22 protein-coding genes and 4 tRNA genes are annotated in these 21076 nt (G+C 38.1%); 19 read left to right on the top strand and 7 right to left on the bottom strand.

Going from position 1 to position 21076, the window contains the following annotated elements; all coding sequences use genetic code 11:
* Positions 1 to 80 precede the first annotated feature (80 nt).
* The 12 genes from TEL01S_RS04175 (at position 81) to TEL01S_RS04115 (ending at position 8889) form a co-directional block, all read left to right on the top strand.
* Complete coding sequence (locus tag TEL01S_RS04175) at positions 81 to 1010, top strand: alpha/beta fold hydrolase (RefSeq protein WP_028843297.1); 930 nt, start codon at positions 81 to 83, stop codon at positions 1008 to 1010.
* Positions 1011 to 1130: 120 nt separating this feature from the next.
* Entirely contained in the window at positions 1131 to 1475 is a 345-nt protein-coding gene (rpsF, locus tag TEL01S_RS04170; protein WP_028843298.1) for a 30S ribosomal protein S6, read from the top strand.
* A gap of 9 nt (positions 1476 to 1484) precedes the next feature.
* Positions 1485 to 1922: a single-stranded DNA-binding protein gene (locus tag TEL01S_RS04165; RefSeq protein WP_028843299.1), complete on the top strand. Its 438-nt coding sequence runs from the start codon at positions 1485 to 1487 to the stop codon at positions 1920 to 1922.
* A 14-nt stretch (positions 1923 to 1936) separates the two neighbouring features.
* Positions 1937 to 2173: a 30S ribosomal protein S18 gene (gene rpsR / locus TEL01S_RS04160; protein WP_012002875.1), complete on the top strand. Its 237-nt coding sequence runs from the start codon at positions 1937 to 1939 to the stop codon at positions 2171 to 2173.
* A 78-nt stretch (positions 2174 to 2251) separates the two neighbouring features.
* Positions 2252 to 3187 carry a carbamate kinase gene (gene arcC, locus TEL01S_RS04155; RefSeq protein WP_028843300.1) on the top strand — a complete coding sequence of 312 codons (936 nt, stop codon included), beginning with the start codon at positions 2252 to 2254 and terminating at the stop codon, positions 3185 to 3187.
* 66 nt (positions 3188 to 3253) lie between these two features.
* Positions 3254 to 3328 (top strand) — tRNA-Val (locus tag TEL01S_RS04150).
* A gap of 7 nt (positions 3329 to 3335) precedes the next feature.
* Positions 3336 to 3411 (top strand) — tRNA-Phe (locus TEL01S_RS04145).
* A gap of 407 nt (positions 3412 to 3818) precedes the next feature.
* Positions 3819 to 4583: a DeoR/GlpR family DNA-binding transcription regulator gene (locus TEL01S_RS04140; protein ID WP_028843301.1), complete on the top strand. Its 765-nt coding sequence runs from the start codon at positions 3819 to 3821 to the stop codon at positions 4581 to 4583.
* Positions 4584 to 4597: 14 nt separating this feature from the next.
* The gene (locus TEL01S_RS04135) at positions 4598 to 6067 is read left to right on the top strand and encodes a tagaturonate epimerase family protein (protein ID WP_028843302.1); all 1470 of its coding nucleotides are present in this window, start codon (positions 4598 to 4600) and stop codon (positions 6065 to 6067) included.
* A gap of 13 nt (positions 6068 to 6080) precedes the next feature.
* The gene (locus TEL01S_RS04130) at positions 6081 to 6905 is read left to right on the top strand and encodes an SDR family oxidoreductase (RefSeq protein ID WP_028843303.1); all 825 of its coding nucleotides are present in this window, start codon (positions 6081 to 6083) and stop codon (positions 6903 to 6905) included.
* Positions 6906 to 6909: 4 nt separating this feature from the next.
* Positions 6910 to 8187, top strand: coding sequence for a lactate racemase domain-containing protein (locus TEL01S_RS04125; protein WP_144313072.1), 1278 nt, complete (start codon positions 6910 to 6912; stop codon positions 8185 to 8187).
* A gap of 627 nt (positions 8188 to 8814) precedes the next feature.
* Positions 8815 to 8889: transfer RNA gene (locus TEL01S_RS04115), tRNA-Glu, on the top strand.
* Positions 8890 to 9257: 368 nt separating this feature from the next.
* Here the strand turns inward: TEL01S_RS04115 and iscB are convergent.
* The 3 genes from iscB to TEL01S_RS04100 all read right to left on the bottom strand — a co-directional run bounded on the left by iscB (position 9258) and on the right by TEL01S_RS04100 (position 11888).
* Complete coding sequence (gene iscB, locus TEL01S_RS04110; protein WP_232504374.1) at positions 9258 to 10373, bottom strand: RNA-guided endonuclease IscB; 1116 nt, start codon at positions 10371 to 10373, stop codon at positions 9258 to 9260.
* Between the two features lie 342 nt (positions 10374 to 10715).
* Positions 10716 to 10898 carry a hypothetical protein gene (locus tag TEL01S_RS04105; RefSeq protein ID WP_038051184.1) on the bottom strand — a complete coding sequence of 61 codons (183 nt, stop codon included), beginning with the start codon at positions 10896 to 10898 and terminating at the stop codon, positions 10716 to 10718.
* Positions 10899 to 10922: 24 nt separating this feature from the next.
* Positions 10923 to 11888, bottom strand: a complete 966-nt coding sequence (locus tag TEL01S_RS04100; RefSeq protein ID WP_028843306.1) for a nitroreductase family protein — start codon at positions 11886 to 11888, stop codon at positions 10923 to 10925.
* A gap of 332 nt (positions 11889 to 12220) precedes the next feature.
* Between TEL01S_RS04100 and TEL01S_RS04095 the strand changes: the two genes are divergently transcribed.
* Both TEL01S_RS04095 and TEL01S_RS04090 read left to right on the top strand, forming a co-directional pair.
* Positions 12221 to 12297, top strand: a tRNA-Ala gene (locus tag TEL01S_RS04095).
* A 31-nt stretch (positions 12298 to 12328) separates the two neighbouring features.
* A complete protein-coding gene (locus TEL01S_RS04090; protein WP_028843307.1) occupies positions 12329 to 13150 on the top strand; it encodes a metal ABC transporter substrate-binding protein in 822 nt (273 codons plus the stop codon).
* Here TEL01S_RS04090 and TEL01S_RS04085 read toward each other — a convergent pair.
* The 4 genes from TEL01S_RS04085 to pyrH all read right to left on the bottom strand — a co-directional run bounded on the left by TEL01S_RS04085 (position 13113) and on the right by pyrH (position 16641).
* The gene (locus tag TEL01S_RS04085) at positions 13113 to 13631 is read right to left on the bottom strand and encodes a GNAT family N-acetyltransferase (protein WP_228369048.1); all 519 of its coding nucleotides are present in this window, start codon (positions 13629 to 13631) and stop codon (positions 13113 to 13115) included. The genes TEL01S_RS04090 and TEL01S_RS04085 overlap by 38 nt on opposite strands.
* 4 nt (positions 13632 to 13635) lie before the next feature.
* A complete protein-coding gene (locus tag TEL01S_RS04080; RefSeq protein ID WP_028843308.1) occupies positions 13636 to 14574 on the bottom strand; it encodes a cation diffusion facilitator family transporter in 939 nt (312 codons plus the stop codon).
* Positions 14575 to 14639: 65 nt separating this feature from the next.
* Positions 14640 to 15926 carry a phosphopyruvate hydratase gene (gene eno / locus TEL01S_RS04075; RefSeq protein ID WP_028843309.1) on the bottom strand — a complete coding sequence of 429 codons (1287 nt, stop codon included), beginning with the start codon at positions 15924 to 15926 and terminating at the stop codon, positions 14640 to 14642.
* 13 nt (positions 15927 to 15939) lie between these two features.
* Positions 15940 to 16641, bottom strand: coding sequence for a UMP kinase (gene pyrH / locus TEL01S_RS04070; RefSeq protein WP_028843310.1), 702 nt, complete (start codon positions 16639 to 16641; stop codon positions 15940 to 15942).
* A gap of 143 nt (positions 16642 to 16784) precedes the next feature.
* Between pyrH and TEL01S_RS04065 the strand changes: the two genes are divergently transcribed.
* The 5 genes from TEL01S_RS04065 (at position 16785) to TEL01S_RS04045 (ending at position 21076) form a co-directional block, all read left to right on the top strand.
* A complete protein-coding gene (locus TEL01S_RS04065) occupies positions 16785 to 17156 on the top strand; it encodes a DUF2089 domain-containing protein (protein WP_012002862.1) in 372 nt (123 codons plus the stop codon).
* Positions 17153 to 17368, top strand: a complete 216-nt coding sequence (locus tag TEL01S_RS04060) for a hypothetical protein (protein ID WP_012002861.1) — start codon at positions 17153 to 17155, stop codon at positions 17366 to 17368. The genes TEL01S_RS04065 and TEL01S_RS04060 overlap by 4 nt, the downstream gene beginning before the upstream one ends.
* 11 nt (positions 17369 to 17379) lie before the next feature.
* Positions 17380 to 18177: a DUF4097 family beta strand repeat-containing protein gene (locus TEL01S_RS04055; protein WP_012002860.1), complete on the top strand. Its 798-nt coding sequence runs from the start codon at positions 17380 to 17382 to the stop codon at positions 18175 to 18177.
* Between the two features lie 38 nt (positions 18178 to 18215).
* Positions 18216 to 19979 (top strand): DUF2207 domain-containing protein, encoded by a 1764-nt coding sequence (locus TEL01S_RS04050; protein WP_012002859.1) that lies wholly within the window; start codon positions 18216 to 18218, stop codon positions 19977 to 19979.
* Positions 19980 to 20068: 89 nt separating this feature from the next.
* Entirely contained in the window at positions 20069 to 21076 is a 1008-nt protein-coding gene (locus tag TEL01S_RS04045; protein WP_012002858.1) for a TolC family protein, read from the top strand.

Raw genomic sequence — 21076 nt, 5'->3', positions numbered from 1 at the left:
ACACCTCTACTATTATATTTCATCGTACAAACCTGACAGTCCTTGAGAGAATGGGTATAATTTCTGCAGGGGTGAGATTTTTGAATATATTATGGTTTTCTATAATTGTTTTTCTTTTCTTTGCGCCGTTTTTCTATTTTTACGAAGATGGTCAGTTCAGTCACAGGGAACTGGCATATCCAGATAGTCAGTTTGCGAAAATAGATGGCCTTGAGATTCATTACAGGAAATATGGACAAAGTGACAGATATATGATTCTTCTACATGGATTTGGTTCAAGCACTTACACATGGGAAAAGATTACCAGAAAACTTTCTGAGCATTTTACGTTGATTTCATACGATAGACCCGGTTTTGGCCTCACAGAAAGACGGTTTGATCTGAAACACAATCCATATACAAATGAATATCAAATAGAGCTGCTCAAAAAATTTATGGATCATTTTGACATTAAAAAGGCTATTTTGGTGGGAAATTCAGCTGGTGGTTTTGTCGCATTGAATTTTACTCTAATTTATCCTGAAAAAATTGAAGCACTTGTTCTGGTAGATGCTGCTGTTTTCAACAAAGATTGGACGAATGATTCTATCAGATTTTTGATGAACATCCCTCAGGTAAATCATGTTGGGCCAGATGTTGTTGGAAAATTAATGTTGAAATCTTTTGAAGAAACGCTCGATAATTCTTATTTTGATCCATCAAAGATTACAGAACAAGATAAAGAAGCATATAAAAAGCCAGCAAAGATCTTCGGTTGGAAAAAGGCACTATGGGAACTTGCAAAATCCACACAGTACAAAGATATAACTGGAGATCTTGAAAAAATCCAGGTTCCTGTAATTGTAATACACGGTAAACAGGATAAATTGATACCACTGAAAAGTAGTGAAGAACTTGCAAAGGCGTTGAAAAATGCCACTTTATGTGTTATAGACAACTGCGGGCATTTACCACAAGAAGAGTGCCCCGATGAGTTTGTTGAATGCTTATTGAATAATTTTTCAATGTGATACTCGATTCTGTGTGTCACAGTTTTGTAACCAAATCTATCATCGGTTTGTGTATAATTTTGTGTGCTCCCGCTTTGCCGGAGGTAGGCAAGGCCGTCAGACCGAGGGAGGAGGACTTATATGGAAAGAATCTATGAAAGCATGTTCATCATTGATCCGCGCCTGAATGACGAAGAAAGAGAAACGCTTGTTGAGAGAATTAAGGAAATTATCTCCGAGCGCGTGAAAGGAACTATTCAAACTGTCAACCGCTGGGGATTGAGAAAGCTTGCATACCCAATCTCGCACTTGACAGAAGGAGATTACACTGTTTTGCTTTTCAAGGCACCACCCACAGATTTAAACAAACTTGAAGAATTCTTCAGAGTAACACCTCAAATTTTGCGCTGGCAGACTTTCAGAAGAGAAGATCTTGAGAAAAAATCGAAAAAAGAAGAAATACCAGCCGAAGAAAATAAGGAATGAGGTGACTCGATGCCTTATTTCAACAAAGTTATCCTCGTTGGCAGGATAACGCGAGATCCAGAAATTCGGTTCACTACCTCCGGTAAAGGCGTTGCATCGTTTTCTCTTGCTGTGGATAGGCCAACAAGGGCCAATGCATCAAGTGACCAGCAAACGACTGATTTCATAAGAATCGTTGCTTTTAACAAACTGGCTGATTTTGCAAAACTTTATCTAAAGAAAGGATTGCTCATCCTCGTAGAAGGCGAATTGAGGCTCCAGAGATGGCAAGCGCGGGATGGCACTAACAGAACAACCGCAGAAATATGGGCGAGAGACATAAGGTTTCTGGAGAAAAAAACAACTGAAAGTGAATCAGATTCTTTCGTAAGAGAAGAACCAGTAGAAGAAGAAATTCCCGATGAAAGTGAGATTGAAGAACATGATCCAGATGAACCACCATTTTAAGGAGGGGTGAACTGATGGCACAGCAACAGAAGAAAAGGAGAAAAAGAAAGGTAAAAAAATGTAAGTTATGCGAAATGAAAGTTGAGTATGTAGATTACAAAGATCTACGCTTATTAAATGAATTTCTCACAGATAAAGCAAAGATAATACCAAAGCGCGTTACAGGAAACTGCGCAAAGCACCAGAGAATGATTAAAATTGCCATCAAAAGAGCAAGGCATATGGCATTGCTGCCATTTATAAAGCTTTGAAAGATTTTGTTTTTTTTGCTTGCAGAGGGACCTCCGTCCCTCTGTTTGTTTTTAGCAAATTCAAGGAGGTAGACTATTATGAAAAAAACAGCTGTTCTTGCCATTGGTGGTAATGCAGTTAATAAACCTGGGGAGAGACCTACTGCTGAAAATATGCTCAAAGCTCTCAATGAAGCTATGGGATATTTGAGTGATATGCTTGAAGAGTACGATATAGTTATCACTCATGGAAACGGCCCACAGGTTGGGAATATATTGATTCAGCAGGAAATGGCAAAAGATGTGATACCTCCTTTTCCACTGGATGTAAATGACGCCCAAACACAGGGTAGTCTTGGATACATGATAGTTCAATCTTTGAGAAATCAACTACAAAAAAAAGATATAAAAAAGCGAATCGCTGCGGTTGTTACACAGATAATCGTTGACAAAAACGATAAGGCTTTTCAAAATCCATCAAAACCGATCGGTCCATTTTATACAAAAGAAGAAGCTGAGAAATTGTCAAGATTAAAAGGGTGGATAATGAAAGAGGATGCAGGGAGAGGTTATAGAAGAGTGGTTCCATCACCAAAACCGCTTGATATTGTTGAAAAAGACGTGATTAAAATGTTGCTTGAAAATGACGTAATAGTCGTAGCCGCTGGTGGCGGTGGCGTACCTGTGATAGAAAAAGATGGCTTTTTGCACGGTGTGGAGGCTGTTATAGATAAAGATAGAGCAAGTTCACTTCTTGCAATAGAAATAAATGCTGATCTGTTCGTGATATTAACCGGCGTTGAAAAGGTGTCTTTGAATTATAAAAAACCAGATCAGATAGATCTTGATACACTTTCTGTGAAAGATGCAAAGACATATCTTGAACAAGGGCAGTTTCCATCTGGAAGCATGGGACCAAAGATAGAATCAGCAATAGAATTTGTCGAAGCAACAGGGAGAGAATGTATAATAAGCGATATCTCAAAACTGAAACAGGCGCTGAATGGTTTAACAGGGACACGCATAAAAGCATAGTTGAAATACTCTGAGGACTTGAAAAAGAAAAATACTTGTGATAAGATTACTTTAGTTCATACAGGTGGGTGCGTAGCTCAGAGGGAGAGCGTCTGCCTTACGAGCAGAAGGTCGTAGGTTCGAGTCCTGCCGCACCCACCAAGGAAATGGCCAGGTAGCTCAGTTGGTAGAGCACTGGACTGAAAATCCAGGTGTCGGCGGTTCGATTCCGCCCCTGGCCACCAATATAACATTTAGCCCGGTCAAAATGACTGGGCTTTTTGTTTTTCATAGACCCTCGCTGGATCTGTTCCTGAAAATTGAATGGATACTATTCAGTTGCCTATATCTTCTGCAAATAATCTGCGGATAATCCTATGCTTTGCTATCGAATCAACAAATTTTTTCATCAATATCCGTTGGATCTAATTTGACTGGCTTTGGATCCTGTCTATCGTGTAATCTTAATTTCATGCCAACCCCCTCTTGCAATAGCAACTCATCATGAAAAATCTACATATAATCAACTTTGACAGTTTTGAAAATTATCCTTTTTACACATCAGACTTGCTTATTCTTTCATATAATTTTGTATAGTTTCGAATTTGACTTTCATAAACTATATTGATATTATCAATTTGGAGGGGTCTAATTGTTTACAGAGGAAAGAAGAAGTTTTATTATCGATTTTTTACGAAAGAAAGGAAAAGTAACTGTAAGTGAACTGACAAAACAGTTAAAGGTCAGCAGTGTGACTATTAGAAAAGACCTTGATTTTCTCGAAGCTAACGGAATACTGGTGCGAACTCACGGAGGAGCTATATTACCCGATCACTCTCGATCAGAATGGAATTTTTTGAAGAAAATACATCAGAGAGAAAATGAAAAAAAGCGTATAGCAAAAAAGATAATATCTTTGATAGAAGACGGTGATACGGTCATTCTTGATAGCAGCAGTACTAATTATTACGCAACATTCGAGTTGAGAAAAGCAGATTTGTCAATGGTTACAATAGTCACAAATAATGTATTTATCGCGGGAAAATTAATAGAACTTGGGATAGAGGTCCTTGTACTTGGTGGAGTTGTCAGGGAAAATAGCCTGTCATTAGTGGGACCGTGGGCTGTTAGATTTCTCGAGGAAATAAACGTCGATAAAGCATTCTTGGGTACCACAGGTTTTTCCGTGGAGAAAGGTTTTATGACACCAAGCGTGGTCGAAGCAGATGTGAAAAAAGCAATGATTCGCAGCGCCTCGAAGGTCTATATAGTAACTGACTCCACAAAATTTGCCCGCAATGCTTTCGCTTCTTTCGCCTTACCGGAGGACATAGATGGGATCATAACCGATGAGGAAATTCCAAGAGAATACGAAGTTTTTCTTCTGGAAAAAGGCATAAAAGTGTATAAAGTGTGAAGGGGGTTAATTCAATGGCTGAGAATATTGTTGAAAAGTTCGAAAAGTTATTCAAAGGCAAATACAAAATCTATTACAGTTCTATCCGAAAATTAGAAAAATCGTTTTTTTTCATGATAAGGGATCAAAGGCAAAAATATTTGATTTCAATAGCCAAAAAGGGAATATGTGAAAAATTTGAGGGTAAAAAGATAGGCAGGATCAACGACTTAGATATCCTGATGTGCCCAACGAACGATTATAACTGTAAGGTAATAAGGACTTTATTCAATATAAACCCATCTGTTTGCAAGAAAAACACATCTTTTGGATTTGGTGATAGGTTAGGACTGGCTACACCGGCGCATACTACTCTGATCAATAAATATGATGTTTTTCCAGTGCTGGCACAGCAATCTGTGAGAGAACTTTCGAGAACACACAGGAATTTCAAAGATGTATTGGACAGCGCAATCTGGGGAATATTTGAAAGCGGTTATGAAGGAGAATTTGGTGCCGATGCTGATCATGTAAAAGACATTAACGATTTGATGCAAGCAGCATACGAAGGTTATAGCATGTACACTGTAGATCCATCTGATCACGTTAAAAACATAGATAAAATTAATCAAGGAGAGCTCGTTGAATTCTATAAATCCCACCCTCTCAGGAAAGAAATTGAGATGATTTACTCAGGAAAAGTTTTCTCATTCGAAAAAAGCAAATTCACGATGGAAGATAAAGAGCTTTTCCGGATATTTGTAACATATGTAGATGCCATAGAGCACGTAGTAAAGTGCTATGAAGCCATCAAAAACACCAAGAAAAACTTTGATTTTGAGGTTTCAATCGATGAAACATCTATTCCCACTTCTCCATTAGCACATATTTTCATAGTACATGAACTCAGAAGAAGGGGGGTAGATTTTCAAACCCTTGCTTTGAGATTCGTAGGGCAGTGGCAGAAAGCAATTGATTACATTGGAGATTTGTCGGTTCTCGAATCGGAGCTTTCCATGCACTGTGAGATTGTAAAGTCACTTTCGGGGTACCGGTTATCACTACACTCTGGAAGTGATAAATTCAGTGTTTATAGAATTTTTACACATTACTGCGACGGAAAATTGCACGTGAAAACTGCTGGAACAAGTTATCTGGAAGCCATCAGGACTGTCGCGGAAGCTTCACCATCTTTGTATAGAAATATACACAAATACGCACTCACTTGCTTTGAAAAAGATAACACTTCTTACCATGTAACAGCCGATATCAACAAAATACCTGATGTTGACAATGTTGAAGATAGCAAAGTTGTTAATCTGCTGGACATACCAGAAGTACGGCAATTGATACATATAACGTATGGCTCAGTTCTGACAGAAAAAATAAATGGAAAATATCTGTTCAGAGATGAAATCTATAGAATTCTTCATGAAAATGAATTTCTGCACTACAAACACATAAGAGATCATCTGGGGAAACATCTTGAATTATTGAAAAATTAGGGAGGTGTGGTGAATGAAAAATGCTTTCAAGATCTTTAGTCTTGAGGAAAAAGTAGTTGTAATAACTGGAGGAGCAGGGATACTTGGTTCGGCAATAGGAACAGGGCTGGCAAATTTTGGTGCCAAGATTGCTCTTTGTGATATCAAAAACGCAGAAACCAGGGCTGAAGAAATTTCAAAAAATGGTGCAATTGTAAAAGGTTATTACATGGACGCACTTGATGTCGAAAGTATCAGAAAAACATCAGAAATAATTTTGAACGACTTTGGAAAAGTAGACGTGCTCATCAATGCGGCTGGAGGCAATATGCCACAGGCAACCACATCAGCCGAGATGAGCTTCTTCGATCTTCCTATGGATGCTTTGCAAAAAGTGGTCTCATTAAATCTTTTCGGTGGGGCTATTCTTCCATCCCAGATATTTGGAAAATTCATGGCTAAGAACCAGGAGGGGGGCTCAATAATAAATATCTCTTCGATGGCAGCATTCAGACCCCTTACACGAACGGTAGGATATTCTGCGGCAAAGGCTGCTGTGAGTAATTTCACCCAGTGGCTTGCTGTTCATTTTGCAATGGAATACAACAAGAAACTAAGGGTGAACGCCATCGCACCTGGATTTTTCCTTACCGAGCAAAACAGATATTTATTGCTTGACGAAAGAGGAAATCTCACGCAACGTGGCAAGGCAATAATTGATCACACACCGATGGGGAGATTTGGCGATCCAGAGGATTTGATAGGTGCCTGCGTATGGCTTGCATCAGATGCCTCAAAATTCGTGACAGGGGCAATCATACCAGTTGATGGCGGATTCAATGCCTATTCTGGGGTGTGAGGAAATGAAGATGGTAGAAAACCTTCTGGGAGAATTGAGTCTGGAAAAAATAGCCAATCTGGTTGAAAATACGCTATATGAGATGAAATTAAATAAGGTCTTACTCATACATCCAGATTACACACGTCAGGATTTTTCAGATAAACTGGTTCCACTTATATATAAACAACTTAAAACCATGGGAATGAAGGAATTCCATACATTGAACGCGAGCGGCACTCATCGCGCAATGAGTGAAATTGAGATTAGAGAGAAGCTCGGCTTATTTGAAGAAGAATTCACTTTTTTCAATCACGAATATGCAAATCCGGATGCATTGGTCAATGTGGGTTTTCTGAGCAGGGAATTTGTGAGTGAAAAAACTCTTGGTGATCTGAAACAACCATTACCAATCACTCTGAACAAATTATTTTTTGAAAAATATGATCTGATAATTGTTTTGAGTGGAACCTCACCACATGAATCAACTGGATTTTCAGGAGGACTGAAATCAATAATACCAGGCATTGCAGGACCAGATGTTGTTGGCTTGTTTCATTGGGCAGCTGTATTGATCGGCATTCCAAGGATCATAGGTTCGTTGAGCAATCCTGCCAGAGATGTTATTAACGAGGCCTGCAGGGTAGCTTTCGAAAAAATTCGTTCCCCAATAATTTTCTTCAATATGGTTTATGAGGAAACTGATCACGGGATTGTTCCAAAAGGCCTGTACACAGGATCTGGGTATGAAGGTGCTTTAAAGGCCTATGAAATGGCCGTAAGGGCAAGCGAAAAGATACATATCATATATCTGGACAAACCTGTGAAAAAAGCCGTTCAGGTCATTGGAAAAAATTATGATGAAATCTGGACGGCAGGCAAGGGAAGTTATAAGTTGCAAAAGCCAGGTGTGATAGTCCCCGGTGGAGAAATCATAATTTATGCACCGCATATTCGCATCTTTCATTCTAACAAACAAATGGATAAGGCCATACGCGCTGTTGGATATCACTGCAAAGATTACGTAAAAGAATTTCTGAAAACTCATCCAGAATTTGATTTGAATGTAGCATCCCATGTAATAAATGTTAGAGGAGATGGCAAATTCGATCCAGCAACGAGAAAAGAGGAATTTGCCTTTAATGTGGTATTAGCCACCGCTATACCAAAAGAAGAATGCGAAGCTGTTGGATTGTCATATCTGGATCCAAAATCAATCAAAAAAGAAGATTTTCAATCACCAGATTGCCTCTGGATCGAGCATGGTGGAAAATTTCTATATGACCTGAAAAAGGAGGCTTGAGATATTAGAAATGCACTTATTGTGCAATATAGAGGGCCAATTTCAATGATAAATAACAGCTTTTATGGAGATGTTGAAATACTTTTCATAAAGTTTACGAAGTGAAAATGGAATTCTACAATTTGTGGGAGATAGAATCTTATTACAGGTAGCCGAGCAGTGGAGTCTCTTCTCGGAGCATCGTGGTTGTAATAAATCCAGTTTTATTGTTTGCACCTTGTAAGAAAGAAAAGATGTTCAAAGAATTGTGAAAACAGAAAATATGAAATACCTGACCTTAACTTAGTTGAAGATTTCATAAAATATGCCAAGAAGAAAAATATACAATCGCTCGAGAAATACAGAAATGAGGAAAAAGCCAACTCACCTTGGCTTTTACAAATTTTGGGTCAGCTCTTCAAATACAGAAAGTATCAACCACCAACGGAGAAATTATACAGAAAATTCAATCCGTCTGGCAAATTATTTGTTCTGCAAATCTCTGTTTTGGACCAAGCAATTTTTGTATTTTCTATCTGAATAGACAATGTTCAAAGATATTTTAGAGAACTTTCGCAAGATATGAACCTTTGAAAATAAACTCCTTCTTGCATGGTTTTGATTTTATGATACAATATTTTTTAGTGCGGCCCCATAGGATAATGGCTAGTCCATCGGATTCTCAGTCCGAAGGTCGGGGTTCGATTCCCCGTGGGGCTGCCAGGAATAATTACAGAAAAGATTCCTAACATCCTTATTGCATCGAAGCATCAAATAACAGACCTTCATTTGAGTTTTTTGAAGCTGCTGTGGCTTTTTCCAATTTGGGTCAACTAGCATGTGACTAACCTTGTTTATGGCAAATAAGATAGACGATCGCAGTGGACAAATTTCATCATAAACCAGCGCAGGAAACTCCATCTTCTTTAAGATGAAGAAAAGTGCGCTGATTCCTCCTTTCCAATATTAACGTCTTTGCTCTTTCAATAACCTTTAAGTCTTGATACTTTGCTGATGAATGAATTTTTTTCCCCACTCAATGTACGTATATCAAAATACCCAGAACTCCTCAAACCATAAATTATGCCAATTTAATTGTTATATCTTACTCTGTCAAATCTCCTAAATCCCTTGACTTCTTTTATGGTATTTAATGGTCTAATTCCACCCTTGATTGGATTTGCTTTGTGTAATGACCTGTTTTGTCTTCTGAAATATTTCCCAAAGTACCATTCAGTTGTTCTGTTAACATCTTTGCTACCACCTGCTATTACAAATGCATCGTTTCTATGTGTCTTCTCTATGCCAAGTTCTATTCTCCTTACTTTCGTTATGCTGCCGTATGTTACTTCAACGCAATAGTGCCCTTTAAGTCTATTGACTATATACCAGCCTATTGTAGATACATGTGTTGCATCTTTCAAGATTTTGATTTTCTTCAATTTGCTTTTTGGTATTTCAAGTTCACCCTTATGAATAGTTTCGTGTTCTTCACTTGTTAAAACTATTAAGCTTGAAGGATTATCAGTACCACCTTGGCTTCTTGGAATGATATGATGGACTTCAAGTATACCTTTTTTACCTGATAGTTCTGATTTATATTCTGCTCTCCATAAACAATATTCTCTTACATCGAAAAACCCTTTTTGTGGACCTTCTTGATATTGACTGCCTTCTACGTCAGGGTTGACTATTTTGTGTATATCAAACGGTGCTATTTCTACTTTTGCAATCGGTAGTATCTTGGTTATTAAGTTAACAAGTCTGTTGTGTGCATCAACCTTCCATTGCACACTTGGTGACAACCAATTATTTCGTCTCTTTCTATTTAGAAATCTTGGTTGTCTATATCTTCTGTTTCTTCTATACTCTCTTCTCTCTAAAAGCAGTTTCTTTATATCTTGTCGCAGTTCTACTTCTGCACTAAATAATTCTTGTTTGTCTGTTATGGCTGAAACACCGATTACTTTTGAGCCAATGTCTACCCCAACTGTAATAGGTTGCGTATAGGTCGTTGTGTCATACAGCAACTGAATTGTAAATGGTTCTCTTCTAACAACTTTTGCAAAACCTTGTTTTAGTAGTCTTCTTACTTTGCCATGTCTTTTTGTTGGCATTAATGGTTTATCGTCTTTTGACGATAACTCAGGGATTATCCCTGTAAGGTGCTCATCCTCAATGTTAGACAGGCTTGTTATGTCTGCCACTGCCCCTACCCCTCAGGACTGTTTAGACCTGCACGACAGAGCCTGGAACTTGAGCAGCATCATAGGGTGTACCTGTCTAACGTAGCCACTTATGTGGCTGAGGGTAGTCAACTAAGCTTTTCAAGCCCCCGCTTTTACAAGCGGTGGGGAGTTGACTTTCTGTAAACTGCCCCAACTTAATATAAGCGGAAATTTCGCGGTCAAGGTAACTTATTTCTCACGCTCAAAGGGTTGTTCTTTCTGCAAGTTTACCATTTACATGCTAATTTTAGTAAATTCTTTACCCATTTCTTTACTCATTCACAGAAGCGGGTGATTTCTGCTGGTAATCATGTTAAATGATCACGAATTTTTTCTGGAAAGGATAACACTTATAAGCAATCCGGAACCAATACCTATCAAAATGCTGGCAACAAACCACATAACAGACCTCTGCAAAAAGATGAAACCAACACCTACTCCAATCAATGTCATAGCACCCACTGCCCAGTGTTCTCGATCCTTGGGTTTATCTTGCTTGTTCATCTTCATCACCACCTTTGTATAGAATCAAATAAATTTTGCAACATTATCGAGTTTTTCGCGTTTTCGAGAGGAAAATTCAATCGCCTGATGTTTTTCAGACAGGCTGGAGATATTTCCTGATGGATAACCAATTGCTAATATGGTTATAACTGTGTATTCTTCAGGAATTGAGAGTACCTGTTTTACTAAAACCGGATCAAAACCAGCTACAGGATGCGCTATCAACCCCATCTGGGTAGCCTGAATTTGCAAAAGAGCAACGGCCTGACCAAGATCAAAGAGAAAATAATCTCTTCCATCAGATAGTTCACAATCCAGATCTTTTTTTGAATAAACAACAATTAGCGCCGGTGCATTTTTCATCCAATAATTACCGCCTGACAGTGCTTTATGAATTTTCTCGAGAAAATCTCTGGATTCAATTACAATAAATCTCCATGGCTGCTTGTTGGCACATGATGGAGCAAGGTGTGCCGCTGATATGATTGTTTTTAATGCATTTCTCGAGACTTTTTCCTGACTGAATGATCTTTTAGCTCTTCTCAATTGAATCAATGGATTCAAAGTATTATCGTCAGTAATGATTTGCTCAAATTCTTCTTTGAGTGAATCTAAGCAAATTTCATCAAACATCTTTCTAACCCTGCCCCATCTGTCTAATATAATGGTTGCCGGTGAGATTTTTTTATCTTTCAAATTATCCACTGATTGCATTAAAGAACCATTTTCATCACAGAGAAGTTCTATTCTCAGCTTGCAGGTGGTTTTAATTTGCTTCAGTTTTTCAGCCGGGCATGATAAAACAACGGCAACTCGAGCGTTTTTCAACTCGAACCATTCCACGAAATTTGATAGTTCCGCTGCGTAATGTATGAAATTTGGTAAATCCAATTCTCGAAAAAGGCTCAAAATTGTATATTTACCTATAAAATCTTTCTCCGAAATCAGCTTTTCATCTTCTGTTTTAAGAGTAAAATTAGCGAAAAACATACCTTCACCCCCTGGTTGAATTGTATCAGATCAGAGTTAACTTACATCAAAAGAATCAAAATTATCAATTTTCAAAATTACAAGTAACAGTACAGTTAAATAACACAGAAATGTAGTTATGGTGAAAGAAACTCTTTTGATTTTAGCCAATTACCAGCTTTCTATCAGCGTTTTTGCTCTACCACTCGTTTTTAAAAAACGTATATTATATATTGGAAGAAGTTACCCGGGTAATGTGCATGCACATCTGTATAAACCTATCTTTTGGAAAATATGCCATGTTGATCCCAAACTTGAAAAACTAAGCATATGGCTGTATAATAATAACAGCTGGGGCCGTAGCTCAGTTTGGGAGAGCGCTACCATGGCACGGTAGAGGTCGTGGGTTCAAGTCCCATCGGCTCCACCAGAGGTGTGTGTCTTTCTTGGAGAGATACCACATGAAAAAATTTTTGTTATTAATAATTCTGATGATCTTTATATCAACGTCAGCTCTTTCAGAAACAATAGTAACGTCAATAAAGCCTTTGGCGCTTGTGCTCGAAAGTATTTGTGGATCGCAATTTGAAATAAGAGTATTGATGGAAAATACAAACCCTCATCTCTACCAGCTAAAAGTCAGCGATGTCAAATCACTTTATGATGCCGATTTAATAGTACTATCTGGTATTGAAGAATGGATTGATAAAGCAAAAGAACTATTCCCGGAAAAAGTTATGGTTTTCTCTGACGGAATTTTTGAACAAGCGTCAAAGCAAGATCAGCATTTGTGGCTTGATCCAGTGTATACTGTTTTGTTTGCACATCAAGTATATAAAGAGATCTCCTCAACATATCCAGAGTTTTCACAAATTCTCAGGGAAAACTGGAAAAATTTTGCCGATGAAGTATTCGCTAATTTGAGCCTGTGGTATGAAAAACTCTCTCCTTTAAGAAAAAAGACGCTTCTTGAACTTCATCCAGCCCTGATACATTTTGCAAAAAGGTTTGATCTGGGCGATATCGTTTTTCTTGAAAGCGGCCATGAAGAAGGTTTGACTACGAAAAAAATAAATGAGGTAAGCAAACTCATTAAAGAAAAACAAATTCGTTACATAATAACCGAAAGTAGTATCGAAAGTTCTACAGTTATAAATCTTGCACAACAATTAAAATTGCCGGTTGTTGAAATAGATGTGCTGGCATCGAATTCCAGAACATATGTAGAGTTCATCAATTCACTGGTCAGTGCATTGATTGTCGCTGAAAATACTCACCGCTGAGGATACTCATCACAAGGACATCATAATATTTACCTTTCATATATCTTGCCTGCCTCAATTTTCCTTCGCGAATAAAACCGCATTTTTCATAAACATGAATTGCTCTGTTATTGTATTCATAAACGCGCAACGAGACTCTATGCAAATTGAGATATTCAAAAGCATATTTCAACATGAGTATTGTTGCCTCTGTTCCAAAACCTCTGTTCCAGTAGTTTTTATCGGTTATAGCTATTCCGAATTCTGCGTTTCTGTTCACCCAGTCAATGCCATGTAATCCTGTTGTTCCTACAAGCTTCTTTCCTTCAAATGGAACAATCCCCATAACGATATCACGTTGATTTGCGTAAAGATTTTTTACCCATTCTTCTTCTCTAAGTCTGTTGATCGGAAAACTTGACAAAAGATTAGCCCTGACCTCTTCGTCATTAATATTCAGCAACTGTTCAAGATCAGAAAGTTCAACAGGTCTTAGTTCAATCTTTTCACCTTTGATTATCAGAGTCTATACCCCCTTTTATCTGGTTCTGGCTAAGTCCATACGCTTCTTTTTCAACATTACCGATTGGCTCTACATGGACCATCACATCAGCTATTCTGTCATTTTGTTTGATTATAGCATGTTTTACTCTTGTTGCTATTTCGTGGCCTTCCTGGACAGAAATTTTCCCGTCAACTTCAATATCCATATCAACAAAATATTTATAACCAGCCTGCCTTACACGAACTTTATGAGGATTAAAAGCTCCTCGAACTGTTTCGATAGCCTTGAATATTTGATTGTATATATCAAGATTTGCCATTCCATCCATTAATTCATAACTTGTTTCCCTGAATATCTCGAATGCGGTTTTAATTACCATTGCAGAAATCATCAACGCAACAACTCCATCAACCCAGAGAAGTCCATATTTACTAAGAATAATACTCACAAATACTGTAGAAGATATGAGTATATCATTCCTCATATTAAGAGCATCAGCAATGAAGACAGAACTCTTTATTTTTTTGCCAACTCTATATTTATAGATAAAAAGCCACGTCTTGGCAGCTATCGATATCAATGAAACAACTATTGGCAAAACACCTATAATAACAGTATATTGACCCAAGTAAATCTTTCTGAGCGAAGAAACCATCAAACTTGCCCCGGCATAAAAAATTACAAAGGACACTATCTTTGCGGCAATTGCCTCTATCTTTTCATGGCCGTAAGGGTGTGTTTCATCAGGTGGACGACTTGATATTCTGCTCGAAATCAGGGTTATTAGCGATGTAAAAATATCTGTTGCCGTGTCAATACCATCTGCAAGCACAGCAGTACTATTAAAAAACCATCCAACAAATATTTTAAGTGCTGCTAAAAAGGCATTGGCAAAAACCCCTATCCATCCTGCTCTTAATGAAATATCGTTTCTTTCCATAATTTCATCACCCGCTGAATAAAGCGCGGCATGCATGCCGCGCTTGTTGTTTTAGACAACATTATTTAGATGTAGATGCTATAAAAAGCATTCAAGCCTTTGTACTGAGATGCTTCGGCGAGTTCTTCCTCAATTCTCAGCAATCTGTTGTATTTGGCAATTCTCTCACTTCTTGAGAGTGAACCTGTTTTGATCATTCCACAATTTGTAGCAACCGCCAAATCTGCTATGAATGTGTCTTCCGTCTCTCCAGATCTGTGTGATACCACACATGTCATACCATGCTGTTTGGCGTATTCAATTGTATCGAGTGTTTCGGTTACAGTCCCTATCTGATTCAATTTGATTAATATGGAATTGGTTGCTTTCATCTGAACTCCCTTTTGCAACCTTTTTACATTCGTGACATACAGATCGTCTCCTACTATTTGGACCTTTTTCCCTATTTTTTCAGTGAGTTTTACAAAACCTTCCCAGTCTTCCTCATCAAGAGGGTCTTCCAGGCTTATTACAGGGTATTTATTCACCAGGTTTGTGTAATAATCAACCAGTTCTTCTGTGGTTTTCTTAGTTCCGTCGATTTCGTATTTTCCTGCCTCAGCATCATAGAAAGAAGAAGCAGCGCTATCAAGTGCAATGAATACATCTTTACCGGGCTCATAACCAGCACTCTTAATGGCTTCAATCAGAACTTTAATAGCTTCTTCATTGGAAGAAAGGTTTGGTGCAAAACCGCCTTCGTCTCCAACAGAAGTTACATGCCCGGAACCATGTAATATTTTCTTCAAAGTATGAAAAACCTCTGCTCCGCATCTGAGTGCTTCACTGAATGAAGGTGCTCCAGCTGGAACGATCATAAATTCCTGGATATCAAGATTGTTGTCAGCGTGTTTGCCACCGTTAATTACATTCATAAACGGTACTGGCAAAACTTTTGCATTTGGCCCGCCCAGATACTGATACATCGGAAGATAAAGGCTTTGGGCAGCAGCTCTGGCAACTGCCATAGAGACACCTAATATGGCATTTGCACCAAGTTTCGATTTGTTATCAGTCCCATCAAGTTCAAGCATAGTCTGGTCAATTAAAACCTGTTCAAAAACATTGATTCCAATGATTTTTGGTGCGATAATCTCGTTTACATTTTTGACAGCTTTCAGGACACCCTTGCCAAGATACCTTTTCTCTTTGTCTCTAAGTTCAAGAGCTTCAAATTTTCCTGTTGATGCACCCGACGGAACTATAGCCGACGCCTGTGTTCCATCCTCAAGAAATACTTCAACCTCAACAGTTGGATTGCCGCGTGAATCAAGAACTTCTCTTGCTTTAACATCAACAATCTCGTTGTACATTCCTACACCTCCTTCAATCGGGCATGATAATACTACCAACATCTTCTCCGCGAACAGCCCTGAGCAACGAACCATCTTCGAAAAAGTTCAAAATAACTATTGGCAATTTGTACCTTCCACATATTGAAAAAGCCTCCATATCCATCACTTTGAGACCACGCGATATTGCATCATAGTAAGAAATTTTATCAAGCTTTCGGGCAGATTTGTTTTTCTTTGGATCACTATCATAAATACCATTAACCTTAGTTGCTTTTATCAGGAGATTTGCTCCCATTTCAACAGCTCTAAGGGCAGCAGCAGTATCTGTTGTGAAAAACGGATTACTCGTTCCTCCAGCAAATATAACTACATAACCTGCATCAAAGTAAAGATTTATATCATCATAATGAATAGGTCTAATCGATGGTAAAGATGTCACCTGAGAAACCACAACACATTTTATACCAACTTTTTGAAGAGAACCTTTCAAATACAGAGCATTTATAACTGTTCCCAACATTCCAATTTGATCAGCAAGCGAATGCGGAATTTCGGAAAGTTCTTCTCCTCTAAATATATTTCCTGCCCCTATTACTATTCCAACATTAACTCCGTAATCAACAATCTGTGCAATCTGCTGGACAAGATAATTTATGTTACTTTGATCAAAACCCCTCGAACCTTCCCCACACATGACTTCCCCACTCAATTTAACCAGGACTCTTTGATACAAATTAATCCCTCCCAGAACATTTTACCAAAGCCTTAACATGGTGTAGGGGAAATTTTGTTACATAAAGATGACCTTGACAAATTTTTACTCTAAATATAAAATATATTTAGTTCTGTTTGAAAAAAATGAAAGGAGATGTTTCAATGGCACGCGTTATATCAAAATGTCCCATCTGCGGTTCAAATTTGATCGTCACCGAGCTGAACTGTACGTCATGCGGTACAACTATAAAAGGTAGATTCGAATTGGAAGAATTTTTCAGACTTACGCCGGATCAGCTTAATTTTCTGAGAATATTTATCAAAGCCAGAGGTAATTTGAGCGATCTTCAAAAAGAACTCGGGATATCTTATCCAACAGCGAAATCAAGGCTTGAGGGAATTGTTAAGACACTTGGGTATGAAGCAGAAGAAGTTGCAGAAGAGAAACAGGTAGATGAATTGCTTGATAAGCTTGAAAAAGGAGAAATCTCTGCTCAGGAAGCTCTTGAGAAAATCAGGAGGTTGAGAGAGTGAAAATAATACTTGCCATTATTGGCGCTTTGATGCTGATATACATAGGCTCGAAGTTACTTCAAATGAGGGTAAAGTCTATTGCGATCGTGTATTCATTCTTTGTCGGACTTTATGCGCTATTTCTGGTTGTAGGAAATATCGTGCCAATAATAATTTATTTGATAGGTGAAGCTGTTGTCATATGGGTCATAGTCATTTTCATGGGAATTTAGGAGGAGAGAATATGGAAAAACAAAAAGTAGATTTTTCAAGCGTGAAAAAATTAATTGTAAAAGTTGTGAGCAGCAACGTTACAATAATGGGATCCGATCCTTTAGAAACATATATATCTTATACAGGACGCCAGCCTGACCTGGAACTTAAAGATGATGTCCTGACAATCACTCTTAAAGAAAACAATCTTTTCAATGTATTCGATTTTGGATTCAAAAGCTCAAATGGAGAAATAATAATTGCTGCCCCGTATGAACTGATGGAATTATCGCTTAATGGCGTTTCATCGGATGTCGAAGTAAAAACAATAAAAGTGAACAACTTATCTTTGAGAACAGTTTCAGGTGATCTATCAATTGATGATGTCTACAGCAAACAATGCCAGATTAAAACAGTTTCTGGTGACGTCACAATTAGTTCATCCAGACTTGAAAAAGCGGTTTTCACCAGCGTAAGTGGGGATCTATTAGTTAAAGGATTGAACTGTGATAATTACGAATGGATTTTGAGCACTGCGAGTGGCGATCTTACTGTCGAGACCGCAGGCATCCCGGATTTGAGACTATCTATGAGGACAGCGAGTGGTGATCTAACAACCAATATTGGTTACACGCGGGAGGGAAGAGATTATATCTTTGGAGATGGGAAAATGAAAATTACTGTGAGCAGTGCCTCTGGTGATGTATGTATAAAATCTACCAATCGTGCTGAGAGGACTGAAAATATAGAGAAAAAGATATTAAAACTCGTCGCATCAGGAAAACTCAGCTACGAACAAGCAAAGCAAATTCTCGATGAACTAATATAACCCGTGATATTATTGGAGCACCCGGGAGGTGTGCTCCAATGAAGAGAGCTGTAATTACTGGTATTATTTTCGCGGTGGTTTTATCTGTTTTTCTCATGATGGCCAATTATAGCGGTGCTATCTTTGAACTTCCTGAAAGAACCTATTCAATTGAAGTCCATGAAAATGGTTATGCAGATATTACAGAAACTGTGACTTATAAAATGAAAAAACCCTTCAGATATGTAACCTATGCGATTGATTTACCAGCTCCCATGAAAATTAGAAATTTCAAAATTGATATCCTTCAAGGACCTCCAGTGCTTGGTGGAATTTCTTATGACAAAAAAACCGAAAACAGCATCAGCACAAAAATATTGTTCAGCAGATCTATGGAAGATTACATACCAGTAACAGACAATCGGATTATTAAAGTCGCTTTTAAGTACACCGTTGAAAACATTCTCATAGAGGGATCTGATTTCACTCAGCTTTTTATAAAATATGTTGGTCATGGCACAGTTGTAAGAACAAAAGTTCTCAATGTGCAGGTTTCGTTTCCTCTCAATTTTGGTGAACCATTGATTTACCATCATCCATGGGGCCTTCAATTCAAAAGCAAAGAGATAGCAAGTAACCTCTATAAATTTGAATTTAGGAATATACCGAAAGACTGTTTTGTCGAGGGGCGTTTTGTTTTTCCTGGTTTAAGTCAAACAGGTACGGATTATTTCATGAAAAATTTGACATTGAAAGACGTAAAAGACCTTGAAGCTCTCTATTCAAGGCGTGTTTTTCTTTATGTTTCTGGATCAATTACCTATGTTCTGCTCGTATTGCTGATTCCAATATTCATATACAGAAAACTCGGCAGGGAAAATCCGGTTGCTTACGATGCAGAGTATGAAAGAGAGTTGCCATACAAGGACTTGCCAGAGCTGGTGAACAGTGTGGTTAAAACAATCTGTTCACTTCCCGGCGATGATGCAATTGCCGCTGCTGTGCTTGATTCTGTGAAAAAAGGGGACATTCAGTTTGTGGAAGATGGAAATCATCAAATCACTGGTCTCAGAATTCTCAACCCGAACTCAAACAGGAAAACACTTTTTGACGCTTTCAGAATATTTGAAACAGATGGGGTTATCGATTTTAAAAATGTCAAAAAAGGTCTTAAGAATCAGAGAAAAGCCCAGGATTTTCTGAAAAAAATTAACCAGTGGCGAGCTGAAATCAAAAAGAATGTTGATGAAAGAAAATATCTCGATTCAAAAGGAAATGTCATTGCCAAAACTTTTGCGACTATTTTTGGAGTAATTATTCCACTGTTGAGCATTGTTTTTCTCAACAGATACTATGAACCTGGTTTTGAAATTGTCAACAGCTATGTATCATTGTTGATGATATTGACATCTGGTATAGGACTGGTAATAATTGCCATGCGAAAAGACGTTTTTTCCAGGTGGAGTTCAGAAGGGCTGATATATTATCTGAGGTGGAAAAACTTTGAAAAATTTCTCAGGGATTTCTCCCTGCTTTCAACTTATCCTCCTCAATCATTAGCAATATGGGATGATTATATTATTTACGCCACGACTCTTGGAATAGCCAGAGAAGTGATTGACAATTTGAAAAAACTCTACCCAGAACCACCAGCAACTCCTGTAGCAAGAACTGCTTACATAAACCCGGTTATTATTCACGAGATTTCTTCTTTTCGTACCATAGCTGCATCAACTGTAAGTTCCAGTTCTCGAGGATCAGGTGGTTCCCATGGTTCTGGAATAGGTGGAGGCGCTGGCGGTAGTCGAGTAGGCGCCGGCTAAGATTAGAAAAAGATTAGAAACTCTAAAGCAAAATGATCACATATGATTCAATTAATTTTGAGACAGATTTATGAATGGAGGGTTGTGTTGTGAGAAAATTCTTGATAGTATCGGTTGTGTGTTTATCCATTCTCGCTTTTTCACAGATTACAGACGTTCTGGAACTTGCAAAGCAGAATACCCCGTCTTATCTGAATGCGACTCTCGAGCTTGAGCAAGCAAAGAGCGACTATGAAAAAGCAACCATTGAAGCAAAAAACAAACTCGACCAGCTTGAAGCTGAACTAAGCTGGTTACAATCTAAGCAGAGCTACAACACGGCAATAAAAGATTTTCTGAGTGAATTTTTTGATGCATACTTCGGTGTGTTTGAAAATCAACTTGCCCTGCAGGTTGCGCAGGATAATCTGAGGATCGCCGAAATTGATTTTGATCAACAACAAAGCCTTTACAAAACAGGTGTTGCTACACTTCAAGAATTGCAGGAGGCAAGCGCAACAAAACTTGAAGCAACTGCGGAATTGGAAGAGGCAAAACTTTCGTTAGAACAAACAAAGCGTGACCTTCAAAATATGCTTGGAAAAGAGATTGAATTTAAAGATCTCCCAGATATTGTACTGAATATAACATTGCCATCGCTCGATGAGTTGATGGAAAAATCTCTTTCCATTAAAATCGCAGATCTTAATGTTCAAATAGCTCAGATAAATTACGATGGGCTGGTCAATCCTTCTCAATACACAAAAAGTAAGTACGAAAGAACTTTAAAAAGCAGTCAGAATACTTTAAAAGACACACAAAATGACACGAAGAAATCTTACGAAACCGCACTGCAAAATATTGAAACTATCAGAAAGAATATCTTAGCGCAGAAAGAAAGACTTGAGGCGAGCAGACTTGAATATGAAAGCACAAAGAGTAATTACAATGCGGGCGTCTCTTCAGAAAAAGATCTTCTAAACGCAGAAATTTCGTATTTCAACGCCCAGAAAACCTTTATAACTTACGTAAAATCTCTCTTAGAGAACATATGCTCGATCTTCATAGATGCAGAACTTGACTATGTGCAAGCATTATCCCAGATTTTGGGAGGATGA

Origin of the sequence: Pseudothermotoga elfii DSM 9442 = NBRC 107921, assembly GCF_000504085.1 — a bacterium.
In the GTDB taxonomy this organism is placed as follows: domain Bacteria; phylum Thermotogota; class Thermotogae; order Thermotogales; family DSM-5069; genus Pseudothermotoga_B; species Pseudothermotoga_B elfii.
Note: the sequence above shows the minus strand (reverse complement) of the source record. Positions and strands in the feature narration are given on the sequence as shown.